15 protein-coding genes are annotated in these 14352 nt (G+C 61.1%); 2 read left to right on the forward strand and 13 right to left on the reverse strand.

Going from position 1 to position 14352, the window contains the following annotated elements; all coding sequences use genetic code 11:
• Positions 1–6 precede the first annotated feature (6 nt).
• Complete coding sequence (locus NCG91_RS04990) at positions 7–351, reverse strand: hypothetical protein (RefSeq protein WP_251348834.1); 345 nt, start codon at positions 349–351, stop codon at positions 7–9.
• 466 nt (positions 352–817) lie between these two features.
• Here NCG91_RS04990 and NCG91_RS04995 point away from each other — a divergent pair, with 466 nt between their 5' ends.
• Positions 818–1690 (forward strand): hypothetical protein, encoded by an 873-nt coding sequence (locus NCG91_RS04995; RefSeq protein WP_251348835.1) that lies wholly within the window; start codon positions 818–820, stop codon positions 1688–1690.
• 232 nt (positions 1691–1922) lie between these two features.
• Here NCG91_RS04995 and NCG91_RS05000 read toward each other — a convergent pair whose 3' ends face one another.
• The 6 genes from NCG91_RS05000 to NCG91_RS05025 form a co-directional block, all read right to left on the reverse strand.
• Positions 1923–3662, reverse strand: a complete 1740-nt coding sequence (locus tag NCG91_RS05000) for a serine hydrolase (RefSeq protein ID WP_251348836.1) — start codon at positions 3660–3662, stop codon at positions 1923–1925.
• Between the two features lie 209 nt (positions 3663–3871).
• Entirely contained in the window at positions 3872–4516 is a 645-nt protein-coding gene (locus tag NCG91_RS05005; RefSeq protein WP_251348837.1) for a hypothetical protein, read from the reverse strand.
• A complete protein-coding gene (locus NCG91_RS05010) occupies positions 4517–4813 on the reverse strand; it encodes a hypothetical protein (RefSeq protein WP_251348838.1) in 297 nt (98 codons plus the stop codon). It lies immediately after the preceding gene.
• Between the two features lie 89 nt (positions 4814–4902).
• The gene (locus tag NCG91_RS05015) at positions 4903–5328 is read right to left on the reverse strand and encodes a GNAT family N-acetyltransferase (protein ID WP_251348839.1); all 426 of its coding nucleotides are present in this window, start codon (positions 5326–5328) and stop codon (positions 4903–4905) included.
• 243 nt (positions 5329–5571) lie between these two features.
• Positions 5572–6045: a MepB family protein gene (locus tag NCG91_RS05020; RefSeq protein ID WP_251348840.1), complete on the reverse strand. Its 474-nt coding sequence runs from the start codon at positions 6043–6045 to the stop codon at positions 5572–5574.
• The gene (locus tag NCG91_RS05025; RefSeq protein ID WP_251348841.1) at positions 6042–6275 is read right to left on the reverse strand and encodes a hypothetical protein; all 234 of its coding nucleotides are present in this window, start codon (positions 6273–6275) and stop codon (positions 6042–6044) included. Before NCG91_RS05025 ends, NCG91_RS05020 begins: the two co-directional genes overlap by 4 nt.
• A gap of 98 nt (positions 6276–6373) precedes the next feature.
• Between NCG91_RS05025 and NCG91_RS05030 the strand changes: the two genes are divergently transcribed.
• Complete coding sequence (locus tag NCG91_RS05030; protein WP_251348842.1) at positions 6374–6736, forward strand: TfoX/Sxy family protein; 363 nt, start codon at positions 6374–6376, stop codon at positions 6734–6736.
• Here the strand turns inward: NCG91_RS05030 and NCG91_RS05035 are convergent.
• The 6 genes from NCG91_RS05035 to NCG91_RS05060 all read right to left on the reverse strand — a co-directional run bounded on the left by NCG91_RS05035 (position 6725) and on the right by NCG91_RS05060 (position 14345).
• Positions 6725–7729: a 2-hydroxyacid dehydrogenase gene (locus NCG91_RS05035; protein WP_251348843.1), complete on the reverse strand. Its 1005-nt coding sequence runs from the start codon at positions 7727–7729 to the stop codon at positions 6725–6727. The genes NCG91_RS05030 and NCG91_RS05035 overlap by 12 nt on opposite strands.
• A gap of 87 nt (positions 7730–7816) precedes the next feature.
• Complete coding sequence (locus tag NCG91_RS05040; RefSeq protein WP_251348844.1) at positions 7817–9010, reverse strand: hypothetical protein; 1194 nt, start codon at positions 9008–9010, stop codon at positions 7817–7819.
• A 41-nt stretch (positions 9011–9051) separates the two neighbouring features.
• Entirely contained in the window at positions 9052–10242 is a 1191-nt protein-coding gene (locus NCG91_RS05045) for a hypothetical protein (RefSeq protein ID WP_251348845.1), read from the reverse strand.
• A gap of 2 nt (positions 10243–10244) precedes the next feature.
• Positions 10245–11807, reverse strand: a complete 1563-nt coding sequence (locus NCG91_RS05050) for an MBOAT family O-acyltransferase (RefSeq protein ID WP_251348846.1) — start codon at positions 11805–11807, stop codon at positions 10245–10247.
• Positions 11797–12870, reverse strand: coding sequence for a glycosyltransferase family 4 protein (locus tag NCG91_RS05055; protein WP_251348847.1), 1074 nt, complete (start codon positions 12868–12870; stop codon positions 11797–11799). Before NCG91_RS05055 ends, NCG91_RS05050 begins: the two co-directional genes overlap by 11 nt.
• A 2-nt stretch (positions 12871–12872) precedes the next feature.
• Positions 12873–14345, reverse strand: a complete 1473-nt coding sequence (locus tag NCG91_RS05060; RefSeq protein ID WP_251348848.1) for a lipopolysaccharide biosynthesis protein — start codon at positions 14343–14345, stop codon at positions 12873–12875.
• Positions 14346–14352 lie beyond the last annotated feature (7 nt).

Below are 14352 nucleotides of genomic sequence, written 5' to 3' on the forward strand. Positions count from 1 at the left end.
GGCGGCCTACGACGACATCAGATAATTCTTCCCCACCACGCGACCATGCCGGTCCAGTTCTAAGGACCATACCTCCAGTTCCGTGTTCAAGCGGTTCTCGAACCACAGCCGCTCGACGCAAGGCGCCGCGCATGGCGTGGTGGAATACTGTTTGAAAGAGACTCCCGCACGCTCGACATGCGTCGGCGCGCCGAAACGGTCAAGCACCGCTTGCCGCGTATCGCCCGTCTGGATTTGATAGAACGCCGCCTTGCGGCTGTTGGAAAACACGCAGCATGCGGCGACATACCAGGCCGGGCTGAGGATGAGCAGGCACAGCAGGAATTTTTTAGGCGATATCTTGATTGGCATGCCATATTGTCGATGACTTCATCCGGCGCGACAAGCGGGCCCGAACGATGCTCGGTGGAGTCGAAAAGAAGCAGGTTTGACATGACGGAACGATCTCAACGTTAAATAGCAGCTTCGTCCGTCGTTCCAGCTGTCACCGGAGCGTAGCAGCAATTAGCGGTAGCCAAGAACGCATCCTGAAAGACGGCCCCAAGGACCATGAGCGTAGCCCCCTATGCGACGTCAGCAATTACTAGCAAAGGTACATAAGACCTAAGACTGGCATTTAAGTCAAATTGCTCTACATAAGCCTGCTGCAAGACTGCGCAAAGCTAGTCCGTAAGCACTACCAACTCGATCTGTGACATTTTGCGTATTTTAACATTATCTAGAGTGATATCCTTTCAGTGCTCTTCTAGCTGCCGATGTAGAAAGTAAAAATCCTCCCATTCCTGGCTGGTTAATTTAAAAATTATATGTGAACCTTATGAGCGCAACATTTAGCGAAAAGAAACTCGAACTTGAATATTACGATTTATGGAAACAGCATTTTCTCAAAAACTTTAAGGCAGCAACAATAGAAACCTTCATTCCAGGAAAGGAAGAGGTTCATGTTGGTTTCGATTTGGGATTTTCGGCACAAAAGAGCAAATTTAAATTTACAGCAGATGATTTTTTCGAATGGATAAAAGAACGGGTACAGAATCCATCGCATAAAGAAAGCATCTTACTATTCGCTTATTTTTACCAATACAAGCTAGTCGAAGAAGTTGCCAAATTATCAAGAATAAAAGATAAACATTTACTTGGCTATCTTGCAAAGAATTGCAATTTCAAAGAAGAACAACCCGCCTACCGGGCAAAACTGGACATTAAACCTAAGCCATATGATAAAGGTAAAAAAATCCGCCCATATGGTCAGCATGAGGCGCTTGTTCGGCTATCCAAGGTGCCAAACGCATCCGTAGCTTACTGTACGCCTAAATTTATAAAATCTGATGGTTATCCATCCAGGAAGCACATCGATGACTTATGTCTGACAAAAGTGGACATTAGCAGTAAGATTCCAAACGATGGAAAAACTCACCATCTCTATTTTTCAGATAAACTTGGAACACTACGCTATTGGTGTTCCGATCCGATTAAGGCGTCAAGACTAAACATGGAATATTCGAGAGAAGATCTCATGACACCAAAAGATTTATTTTTATTGTTGAAATTTAATTTCTTGAGCATAGAGAATTCTGACCTTAATTTTGAATCTATCGAGATAAATCAATCAGATTTCCAGCGCGAGAGGTTTATGCAATATTTTAACGCGCTACCTAGCTGCACACGGCTAATGGTTGTAAATATTTAACATTGCGGTCAAATAGGCATAGTCTATACTAACCCACAATTTCTGGAAAATGAGAAATCAATGGATCATGTTGTGTTCCTGTGCCTCTCGCCTAGCACTTAGTCGGCGACGAAATCGTTGCCTGCGCATGGCTTTCCTATTTTCCCGTGCTGCAGACAGAAATTCTGACTGCCCCCATCATGAAGCAGCAAGCTCCCTGCCTTGCTTGTAACTGGCTTGGCACGCCGGATGTTCAGTCATCCACCAGATCGAAGTCGGCAAACAAGCTGTCCGCCGTCAGGTAAACCAGCAGCGTGCGCTCCGGCTGGATGCCGCTGACGTGGAAGGCAAGGACGCTGTCCACCTTGCTGCCATGCCGTTCGATCGCGCGGCCTGCAACAGCTTGCTCGTGCAAAAAAGTCAGCGACTTCACATTGGCGAGTTCGCCAATCGCCTGCGTGCCAAAGTTGCTCTTGATGCCCGGCGTGGCAAAATCCGAATTGGCCAGGGCGCTGCCGCCACGCGCAATGTCGGCCAGCAAGGCTTGCACACTCCTGGTACGCGCAGGCTTGGGGTCGGTGCGTGCTTTCAAGGTGTGCATCAGCGGGCCGATGCGCGGCGCCGTGCTGGCTTTGTCCTTGGTCGTCACGACGACGCCTGTCACCTCGCCTTGTGCATCGACGGCGAACGCCAGTTCGCAATTGCGCGACGTCGATTGGAAGCGGTGCGCGCCGACAGGCACGAAAGTTTCGTCGGGCAAGCCATCGTAAATGCTGCGCAGACGGCCCCCCTGCATATCGAAGGTGCCTATCGTGTTGTTCGCCAACTCGTAGCGGCCCGTGTAGCGGCCGAGCGCCCTGGCATCGATCTTGATGGCGGGATGCTTGCGCAAGACGGCGTAATCGGCATCCGGCCAGCGATAGGCGCGGCCGATGGCGGCGGTCAGGCGGTCCATCATGCGGGAATTGTCATTCGCGTTAATCATGATCACGGCGCCCTGGCCCGTGCGGGAAAATGCCGTCAACAAGGTGTCGAAGCCGTCGTCACGCCCGCCGTGCGAGAAGCGTTGCGCGCTGCCGCTGCCGTGCAGGAAGACGCCCAGGCCCGCGTTCTCTATTTGCGGGGTCAGCATCTGTTGCGTCAAGGCTGCCGAGATGACCGGGTTGGAGGTGCCGGCCAGCGATTGCTGCACGCTGATGGCGAAGCGCGCCAGGTCCGACGCGTTGGTCCATAAACCGGCCGCCGCCATTTCCGGATACACATGCCAGCGTCCCGCCACCAGGCTGCGGTCGGCAAGGTGGCCGCTGGCATTCCGGCGTGCGCGCTCGGCCGGCGGCGGTTGCACATAGGAGCTCTCCTGCATGCCCAGGGGCGTGAGGACCGCGTCGCGCATGTAGTCGGGATACGCCTGGCCGCTCACGTCGGCCACCGTTTGTTGCATGACGGTATAGCCGCCACCGGAGTAACGCACCTTGCTGCCTGGAACCATGTCAACGCGGATGGGTGCCGTATTCGCCGGTTGCTCGCCGTTCAGCACCTGGACCACGGTGGGCAGCGGCGCATTGCTGGCGTAGCCGGGGAAGCCATGCACGGTCAGCCCGGCGTTGTGGCTGAGCAGCCTGCGCAAGGTCACCTTCTGTTCGGCCGTCAGGGCGCTGTCCGGCAACTTCCACGTGAGCAGGCGGGGATTGACGTCCTCGTCAAGGCCAAGCTTGCCCTGCTCTACCAGGTGCAGCGCCCCCAGCGCGGCCACCGGCTTGCTGACCGACCCGGCCTGGAACAGCGTGTGCGGGCCGACCGGCGTCTTGCCGCCCTTTTCCGTGACACCGTACCCTTGCGCCCTGACAATCTTACCGTTCTCGATGATGGCCAGCGACAGTCCGGGGATTTGCCGCATCTTCATTTCGGCCTTGACGATGTCGTCCAATGCGTCCGCCCGGGCGCCACTTGCAAACAACAGGGGAAAAACCAGTGCCAGGGGATGAACTCGCATGAACGATTCTTTCAACGGTGATGGACGGATGCCAGGAAGGAAACGTTGACGATACGTCAGCGCACCCTGCCGCCATGCGGGATTGCGACAGGCCGTCAAATATCAGTCATGGACGGTCATTTTCCCGGATGAGTTGCGGCCCGCGTTTGCTGGCGTGCCGAATTCCGGCTGCTTGCCGCCGTTGGCAGGTTTTGCGCCGTTGCGGGCTTTCACGAATCGCCGGTACTTGAAATATTCTGCACCATACTTCGCTCCCAGTGCTTTTGCCATTTTTCTGAATCGTCCTGATCGAACCAGCCGGCTACGTAAGAGGATATTTCATCCGCATCCTGCAAGTTCGATTCTGCCAAATATGAAACTGTCGCTTGAAATCCCGCCCCAATAAAAAATTCCACGCCCATTGATGTTCCGACATCCATATTTATATGCTTTGCTACCCAAAGGCTATGGATATCGCTTGTGCTGCCTAGGCGATAAAGCAAGAAGGCACAACGATAAATTCCTTCGTAAGAATCACCATCATCTTTTATTGTCCCATCCCAAAGCGCAATTCTATACTGCACTTCCTTCTCGAAGACTTGTCGAATTAGCGTGGAGTATGGCGCGAGTGGCCGCTCCAGCAGAATTTTGTAGAGTTGTTGGCGTACCCGCGGCGTCTCAAGTTCACTCTCGCTGTCAGGTATTGGAAGTCCCTGGGAATGTTCAAAACACGCAAGAATTTTTTCGGCGCGCAAGAAGGATATTCTATTTGTTTCTGCAGACCTGTTTTGACCTGTCTCAACTTCAACCTTCGCCACAATCTGAGGCGGGATAGGCAATTCTGGCGTATTTTTACGCTTAAAAAAATTCCACATTCAACTTGGCCTTTTCCGTGTGAAAGCCGCCCACGCAAGCAGCACAGTGCCGGCAACGACACATCCGGCCAGACTCACGGCGGCACCAAACATGTACCACGCCACATCGAATCCGTGACTGTAGAATGTTCCGACAAATGGGCCGCTCACCAGCCAGATCAACGCCGCCAATTTCAGCAGAAAGTACGTCGCTTTACGAAGCGGGCGAGCAAGGCGCATCTGTTGAATAGCAGCCATGCCCATGACTGAACAAGCCAAGCCAGCCGCAATGATCAAGCGTGAAAACGAATACTCCATGTCGCAACCTGACTTGTAGCTGAGCCAGCTGGCCCAGAAATTGAAAGACCGCGTAAAAGACCGTGGGGCTGCCGGTCATCGATCCTTGTCTACTTCTCGTAGATGGCTGGTCGGTTAATCTGCAAGAATAATTTGGGATTTTCCGGCGTCGAGAAGCCAAGCTTTTCATACAACCAATCGGCAGTCGTGGTCGCTAGAAGCAGCCGCCGGTAGCGGTCGACGCCAGGATAGCTCAGCATGCACTCGACAAGCCACCGGCCAAGTCCCTTGCCACGATATTCTTCAATCACGAAAACGTCCGCCATATAGGCAAAAGTAGCGTAATCGGTAATTAACCGGGCATATCCGACCTGCCGGCCTCTATGGTACAGACCAAAATTGAGACTATTCTTGACCGCGTTAGCCACAGTCTCCTCGTCAATTCCACGAGCCCAAGTGCTGCGGCTGAGATTCTCATATATCACGTCGAGCTGTAACAATCCGTCGTCAGTAGAAACTTGGTAGTCCTCTTTCATCCAATTCATAAGCATCGTGATCCAGCATATTTAGTAAGTTGTGATGTGGGCATGTAGGAGCAATGATGGCAAAGGTCTCTATATAGGAGGGAACAAACGCACACAACTGCCCGCTGCTGGCCGCCAGCGGACAATTACAATACCTCAGCAAAGATTTTATTACCACCCTGATAAAAAGAGATTTCTCAAGCCCTTATATCACAGCGGCAAGGCGCAGATAAATTCTAAGGTGAACGGAAACAATCACTGCCCGAGCAGCTGTTCCAGCCTTTGCTGCTCCCCCGCCGTCACAAACCACGCCGCCTGCCAGCGCTGCGTACGCTGTGCCTGGATGGACTCCGGCGCGCACCACGGCGGATACACGCGCAGCGCACGCTTGCCGCCCTGGGCGGCGCGCGACATCACGCCGCGCTCGATCAGCACGCTGCGCGGGAAAATGAAAAAGCCGCGCCGCGCACCGTCGCCAACGTCGTCAGCCACGGCGATGATGACGATGTCGACGGGGTCCGCTTCATCCAGCGGGGCGATGTCGGCGTCGGGATGGGGGCGCTTCCAGACGGTGACGAACTGGCCGATTTTCGTCGGCGTGGTTTTGGCCACGCGCAAGACCAGGCGCTTGCCGTGCAGGTCGGCGCGGCAGGCGCCGTAGTCCGCGCTTTCCGCTTCCGGCACGGGCGCTTGCGGCAAGCCCAGGAAAGCCCAGGGACTGGCCTTCATTGCGCGCTGAACTCGGCTGCGGCCTTGGCCGCCCACAGCGCTTCGGCGTGGCTGGCGAACGGGCTGTCATAACCGTCGACCTTGCCATCCTCGTCGACAAAGTACAGCCACCAGCCGTCGCCCTGCTCGCGGATGGCCGTCTGGCCCGGTGCGCAATGGGATTCGATGGCATCGCCGGCGGCCAGGGTGGCGATGCGGATGCCGCGGTGAACAATATGCTGGGGTGTCATGGCAAAATAGCTAATGCAAAATAAATAATGGCGATAGTGTAGCCGTGCCGGCCCATCCTGGCCAGTGCGCTACACTGTTCTTTCACACGGAGGACGACATGGCATCACAGCAAGGCACGGTGGATTTTTTGCTCGACCAGATGGCGGGCGCGGGCAGCATCAGCGCGAAAAAAATGTTTGGCGAGTATGGCCTGTATTGCGACGGCAAGATGTTCGCCATCGTCGCCGACGACCAGCTGTTCATCAAGCCGACGGACGCGGGCCGCGCCTGGATCAGCGCGCAAGGCACGCTGCAAGAAGCGCCGCCCTATCCGCAAGCCAAGCCGTATTTCCTCATCGATGGCGGGCTGTGGGACGAGCTCGACTGGCTGAGCCAGCTGGCACGGCGCACGGCGGACGCCTTGCCGCTGCCGAAACCCAAGCCGCCGCCCAAGCCTAAAAAACAGGTGTCAGCTGGTTAAGACGCTGTTTTCGCACGCCTTGCCCTGGCGGAAGCACGCCAGGTTGTGATACGTGATGGCGGCGATCTCGCGCAGGGCTTCCATGGTGAAGAAGCCCTGGTGGCCCGTCACCAGCACGTTCGGGAAGGTCATCAATCGCTGGAAGATGTCGTCGTCGATGATGTCGGACGAGCGGTCCTGGAAGAACAGATTGCTTTCCTGCTCGTACACGTCGATGGCGAGCGAACCGAGCTGGCGCGATTTGAGCGCCTCGATGACGGCACCCGTGTCGATCAGGCCGCCGCGCGACGTATTCACCAGCATGGCGCCCTTCTTCATCAGCGGCAACGTTGCTTCGCTGATCATGTGGCGCGTGCTCTCCATCAGCGGGCAATGCAGCGAGACAATGTCGGACTCGGCCAGCAGCCGCGGCAGCTCCACCATCGTGCCCAGGTCCGCGAACGCGGGCGCCGGATACGGGTCGTGGCCCAGCACCGTGCAGCCAAAACCCTTGAAAATGCGCGCCGTCGCCAGGCCGATCTTGCCCGTGCCGACGATGCCGACCGTTTTACCGTGCAGGGTGGCGCCCAGCAAGCCGTCCAGCGAGAAATTGCCTTCGCGCACGCGGGCGTAGGCGCGGTGCGTGTGGCGGTTCAGGGTTTGCACGAGGGCCAAGGTGTATTCGGCCACGGCTTCCGGCGAATACGCGGGTACGCGGGCGACGAACAGGCCCAGGCGCCTGGCCGCTTCCAGGTCGAGGTTGTTGTAGCCTGCGCAGCGCAGCAGGATGGCGCGCACGCCGTAGCCATGCAAGGCTTCCAGCACGGGCGCGTCGAGCACGTCGTTGACGAAGACGCACACGGCGTCGGCCCCTTGCGCCAGGACCACGGTTTCCTGGCTCAGCAAGGCGCTGTGGTAGACCAGTTCGATGCCGGCGGAATCGGGCTGGGCCGGCAAGGCTTCGTCGAAGAAACGGCGGTCGTAGGGCTGGCTGGCAAAGAAGGCGATTTTCATGGGGAGTCCTGGAACTTGCTGGATGGCAAAACATTATCATAGCGCAAGCGCCCTGCCCCACGCCGTACGGCTGGCGCCGTCGGTCGCCTATTTGGGTTCGCGGGGCAAGGTCAGCGCGTGGCGCAGGTAGGCCGTTTCCTCGGCGTGCTGCGCGTGGTAGCGCTCGCGCGCGGCGCGCATGGCCGCCTGGTGGGCGTCGATGCTGGCCTGCGTCAGCTCCACGCCGAAGTCCGCCGGCGGCGGCTCCGGGCCGCCGAACAGGCGCGCCAGGATGAAGCGGCCCACATTGTCGCGGTAGTGCGACGCTTCCCAGTAATAGCGCATCTCGCGCGCGCCCGTCACTTGGGGGATCGGCTCGCTGGTGATGCTGTTAAAGCCGGAAAAATCAAGCAGGCGCACGTCGCAACCCTGGCGCCGGTAGCGTCCAGCCATGTTCGTCAGGTCGCGCTGCCACGCTTCCATGGCAGCCCACTTGCCGCGCCAGTACAGGGCATCGAGCGTGAGCGCATGCGTGGGATTGATGTACAGGCGCAAGCGCGTGCCGCCGCGACACAGTTTCCCCACGCTCGCATCGAAGGCGTGCAGCGCGGACGCCGTGGGGCCCAGGCCGTCGCTGAATTCCTGCAGGCGCGGCGTGAACGCGCGCGCCGTGCCGGTCCAGGTACGGTTGCGGCTGGTGAGGCAGGATTCGTCGCGCTGGCCGTGCAAGGCCAGGCTGGACAGGCACACGCCGTCATAGCTGCCGCTGAGGATGCGCCAGGTGTCGCGCGTCATGTCGACAGTCAGGCCGCGCTTGATGTTGAGCAAGGCGCGCCGCGCGAAAAACGCGGGGCCGGGGTCCGTCAGGCCCGGCTCCACGCCGGCCGAGCCCAGTTCCAGCGAGAACGAAGGCGCGTCGATGCCCCACACCATGGTGTCGACATGGCTGACCCTGGCCGCATGCTCGGCCAGGCGCATGGCTTCGCCGATGGAGGCGCCCGACACGGCGCTGTTGAAGACGCTCTTGCCTGCGAACAAGGTGCGCACGCGATGCGTCGGCAAGCCCATTTCCGTGCGCGAATTGCCGATGTAGACGACGGCCGGCCGGTAGCGCGCCACGGCATACGTCTTGCCCCACACGCTGAGCTTTTCGGTCGTCGGCCGCAATCGCTGCAGCAGCGGGCTGTCCCACTGGTGCAGCAGATATGGATCGACGTGGTAATTGACGGCGGACACGAGGGCCAGCGCGGCCAGCACGCAGGCGAAGAAGATGGCGAGATAGCGGCGGGCGGTGGTATCCATGGTCAGCACGGGAAGTAGCAACATGAGTAGAGAAATGGCGTTCAGCGCCGGATCAGCGGCCCGTCCAGCACCTGCCGCGCATAGGCCGCCTCGCGCGCGTGTTCCATGCCATAGCGGTCGCGCGCCGCGCGCATGGCCTCCTGGTGGTCGTCGACGTTGGCCTGCGTCAGCTCCACGCCGAAATCGGCCGGCGGCGGCGTGTCGCCGCCGAACAGGCGCGCCAGGATCAAACGGCCCACATTGTCCCGGTAATGCGACACTTCCCAGTAATAATGCATGTCGGGCTTGCCGCTGACGAGCGGGGTCGCTTCCGTCGTGATGCTGTTAAATCCGGAAAAATCATGCAGGCGCACGTCGCAGCCGTGCAGGCGGTGGCGCTCGACGAGCTGCACCAGTCCCCGCTGCCAGGCTTGCATGGCATCCCACTTGCCGCGCCAGTGCAGCGCGTACAAGGTCAGCGCGTGCGTGGGGTTGATGTACAGGCGCAGGCGCAGGCTGCTGCGGCACAGCTTGGCGATGCTGGCGTCGAGCGCCAGTGTCGAGGGCGGCGTCGGCCCCAGTCCGTCGCCGAATTCCTGCAGCCGCACGGGAATGGCGTCCTTCGTTCCCAGCCAGTGCCGCATGCCCTTGCGGGTGCACGTCTCGTCGCGCTGCCCGTACAGGGCCAGGTTGGAGCGGCAGACGTCGCCGGCCTTGCCCGTGAGGATGCGCACGCTGTCTTCCGTCATGTCCAGGGTCAGGCCCCGCTTCAGGTTGACCAGGGCGCGCCGGGCGAAAAAGCCGTGCTCGGCGCCCGTCAGGCTGTCTTCCACCCGCGCCGCGCCCATGTCCAGGGAAAAAGTGGGCGCGTCGACGCCCCACACCATGGTCTCGACGCGGCTGACCCTGGCTGCATGCTCGGCCAGGCGGATGGCGTCGCCGATCGAGGCGCCGGACACGGCGCTGTTGAAGACGCTCTTGCCGCCGAACATGGCGCGCACGCCCGTCGGCAAGCCCAATTCCGTGCGCGAATTGCCGATGTAGATGATGGCGGGACGGTAGCGCGCCACGGCATAGGTCTTGGCCCAGGCGCCCAGCTTTTCATTGAGCTGGCGCGGACGCTGCAGCAAGGGAGTGTCCCACTGGTGCAGCAGGTAGGGATCGACCTGGTAGTTCAGGAACGAGACGGCGCCGAGCACCAGCACGACGCAGGCGAGGAAGCAGACAAGATAGCGGCGGGCGGCGGTGTCCATGCTCAGAACTGGAAGTAGAGAAATTCGGTGACCCGGTTCATGCCGAAGATGCAAGCGATGAACAGCGCGGCAAAGCCCACGCTCCAGCGGCGCGTGGGGCGCCAACTGAAGGCCCAGCGCCCTGCCGGTTGAAATATTCTTTCAATGGCAGGCTCATAGAGAAAGAATATTTCTTGCGTGTTCGGCGCCCTGAAGGCCAGCAGCATCGCCGCCAGCAGCACGGGCAAGCCCGGGCCCGCCAATTCGATCCAGCGGATGCCGCCGAAGGCCGGATGCAGGCCCCACTGCGCCAGGCTGGCCGCGTGGCTGGCCAGGCCGCGCGGCAGGCTCACGCCATTTCCCCCCACCAGCGCGCCCGCGATGTCCCACGCCGTGGCCACGTCGGGCGCACGGAAGAAGATCCAGGCCAGCATGACGGCGAGAAAGGTCAGCAAGCCCGGCCACCAGCGCGACCGTGCCGCGCCGAATGCGCGCTGCCACGCCTGGTGCAGCACCAGGTACAGGCCGTGCAAGCCGCCCCAGATGACGAAGGTCCAGCCGGCGCCGTGCCACAGGCCGCCCAGCAGCATGGTCAGCATCAGGTTGCGGTAGCGCATGGCCTGGCCATGGCGGCTGCCGCCCAGCGGTATGTATAAATAGTCGCGCAGGAAACGCGACAAGGTCATGTGCCAGCGGCGCCAGAAGTCGGCGATATTGGCCGCCTTGTACGGCGAATTGAAGTTCAGCGGCAATTTCACGCCGAACAGGCGCGACAGCCCGATGGCCATGTCCGAATAGCCGGAAAAATCGAAGTACAGCTGAAAGGTGTAGGCCAGCACGCCGATCCAGGCCTCGATCAGCGTGGGTTCGGCGCCGGCCGCGAAGACGGGGATGGCCAGCGGCGACAGGTTGTCGGCGATCAGTACCTTCTTTGCCAGGCCGATGGTGAAGATCGACAGGCCGATGGCGAAATTGGCGGCGCGCGGATGGGCGTTGGCCGGGTCGGCGAACTGCGGCATCATGTCGCGGTGGTGCAGCACGGGCCCGGCGATCAGGTGCGGAAAGTAGCTGACGAACAGCACGTAATGGATGAAACGGTATTCGCGCACCTCGCCCCGGTAGCAATCGACGAGGAAGGCGATCTGCGTGAAGGTAAAGAACGAGATGCCGATCGGCAGGATGATGTCGAGGCCGGACCACGGCAGGCTGCCAGCGCCAGCACCGGCAAGTCCGGCGACGGCATTCACGCTGTCGATGAAGAAATTCGCATATTTATAGTAGGCGAGCAAACCCAGGTTCAGGGCCAGCGCCGCCAGCAGCACGCGCTTGCGGGCCGCGCCTGCGCGCGCGCCGATCAGGCGCCCGGCGGCGTAATTGACGCAGATGGATGCCAGCAGCAGCGGCAAATAGCGCACGTCCCACCAGGCATAGAAGAACAGCGATGCGCCGGCCAGCCAAGCGGCAGGCGCCAGGCGGCGCCAGCTGGCGGACGCGCCGTCGGCCGGCGCCCAGCGGTCCAATAGGAAATAGCCGGCCAGCACGATGGGCAGGTAGCCGAACAGGAAGGCGAAGGAATTAAACAGCATGCTGCCTCCTGGCAGGCAGCGCTTGCGCCTGGTAATAGCACTCGGCGATCTGCGCCGCCACCCGTTCCCACGTAAAACGTTCCACCAGGGCTTGCACGCGGGCGCGTCCGGGGGGCAGCGCCAGCAATGCGAGGATGGCCTGGCGCTGCGCGGCGCCATCGTCCCAGCGCACCTTGCGCAGCGCAAACGCGGAATCGGGCAAGTCCAGCGCGCTTTGCGCCGTCATGACGACGGGCGTGCCGGCCGCCAGCGCTTCGAGCACGCTCAAGGGAAACACTTCGCCCTGGCTGGGCAAGGCCGCCACGGCCGCCGCATGGTAGGCGCTGGCCAGCAGCGGGTCGGCGTGGTCGAGTGCGCCCAGCCAGCTGACGTGCGGCAAGTCCAGCAATTGCTGCAGATATGCTTGCTGTTCGCGCGGCGCGGCGCCGATCAGCACCAGGGGCAAGCCGGCGCCCGCCAGCGCCTGCGCCAGCCCCAGCTGGTTTTTATACGGCGAAATGCTGCCCACCATCAGCACGAACGGCCCCGCGATGCCCGTCTCGCGCAGGAACAGGTCGCCATTGGCCGTAAAGAAATGCGGGTTGATCCCGTTCGGCAAGACGCGGATGGCTTGCGCCGGCATGCCGAAACCGTGCACGATGCCGTCGCGCTCGGCCTCGCCCAGGGCGATCACCACGTCGGCCAGCTGCAGGGCGCGCCGCGTCTGCGCATAGCTCGTCTGTACCATCCATTCCGTCAAGCGCCCCGCCAGCCGGTCGGCCAGCCGCGCGCGCCAGGCGTTGGCCCGGCCCCAGCCCGGCGACAGCAGCGGCGACAGCACCACGGGCACGCCTTGCTCGCTGGCCATTTCCATGATGCGGTAGGTGCCATTGCTCGCCGAAAACACGTGCAGCACGTCGAAATCGGCCAGCCGCTGATGGTTGGCGTCGACCAGCTGCACGGCCAGGGGACGCGCCGGCAGCTGGGGCAGCCGGTTCAGCGCGGCAATGGTTTCGCGTACCTGGATCTGCAAGCCGCCGTCGCGCTGGAACAGCATCGGGTAGGACAAGATACCGACACGCATGGTCATCCTTTCGTCCATTTGACTGCCAGCCAGCGTCCCGCCAGCTTGCGTTGCAATAACAAAAATTCTCCGGCCAGCTCATGCTGCAACAGGAAAATCCCCGCCAGCCAGCACAGCAAGGTGACGAGCGCCGTGCCCGCCAGCGCCAGCAGCGCCGGCGTGTCCACGGGCAGCCACAGCAGCGCAGCGACGGGCGCGACGCCACTGACGCCGCAGAGCAGCAGGCTCTTGCGCAAGGCCCGCGCCAGGATGCGCCAGTCCAGGGCGCTCAAGCGCCGCAGACAGCCGTAGTTCAGCCAGCTGCGCAGCACGTTGCTGAGCACCACGGCCCAAGCCACGGCCAGCAGGCCGAACGGCGCCGCCGCCAGCAGCAGCGCCACCTTGATGCCGCCGGCGCAGGCATCGAGCCGCACTTGCGCCTGCAGCTGGCCCGTCGCCACGAACAGGTAGCGGGCCATGCTGAACATGCTATACACGGCCGAGGACAGGCACATGATGCGGATCAAGGGCACACAGCCTAGCCATTGCGTGCCATACAACACCTTGACCAAGGGCAAAGCCATGCAGGCGAGAAAGAGAAAAAACGGCCAGGCCAGCGCCGTCATGTAACTGATCGTGCGCAAATACACGAGTTCCGCCCCGCCCTGCCCCCCTTCCCCGCGGGCACGCGCCGCGAACAGGGGAAACACGACGGGAGAAATGGCGCTGGTGATGGCCTGGTTGAAGATATTGAGCACGCTTTGCGCCTTGCCGAACAGGGCCAGGCTTTCAATGCCGATCAGCTTGCCGATGATCAAGTCCGGCGCCGCCACGCCCGCCTCGTCGACGAGGCCGCCCCCCGTCGCATACGCGCCGAAACGGCCGATGGCGCCCATGCCGCGCCGTCCCGGCAGCCACGGCAGCTCCTTGGGACGCACCAGCAGGCTCACCAGCAGCGACGCGCAGGAACCGGCCAGCGCCGCCCACACCATGCTCATGTAACTGCAGCCCTGCAGCGCCAGCAGCACGGCCACCAGCAGGTTAACGGCGCTATTGGCCGCATTGATGGCGTAGATGGCGCGAAAGCGCAGTTGCCGGCGCAGCATCGGCAAGGTCAGCGCGCTGAACGGGATCAAGACAAAATTGATGGCCAGCAGGCGCAGCACGAGGGTCAGCCGCGGTTCGCCATAGAATTGCGCGAGCGGCGCGCTGGCCAGCAGCACCACTCCGGCCAGCAGCCAGGCGACGAGCAGGCTGGTGGCCAGCGCGGCCCGCAATTTCACCGCATCGAGCTGCTTTTCCTGGATCAGGTATTGCCCCACGCCAAAGTCGCGCACCACTTGCGCCAGGGCCACCAGCACGGCGCCCAGCGAATACACGCCCACTTCGGCCGGCGTCAGCAGGCGGGACAGCACCATGGTGGCGATGATGCCCAGCAGCAGCACCGTGTATTTTTCGGCGAAGGAAAAGAAAAACGAATGGCGGGTGGCATTCATCCCCGTG

It is taken from the genome of Janthinobacterium kumbetense, assembly GCF_023703445.1.
GTDB classification, from domain to species: domain Bacteria; phylum Pseudomonadota; class Gammaproteobacteria; order Burkholderiales; family Burkholderiaceae_D; genus Janthinobacterium; species Janthinobacterium kumbetense.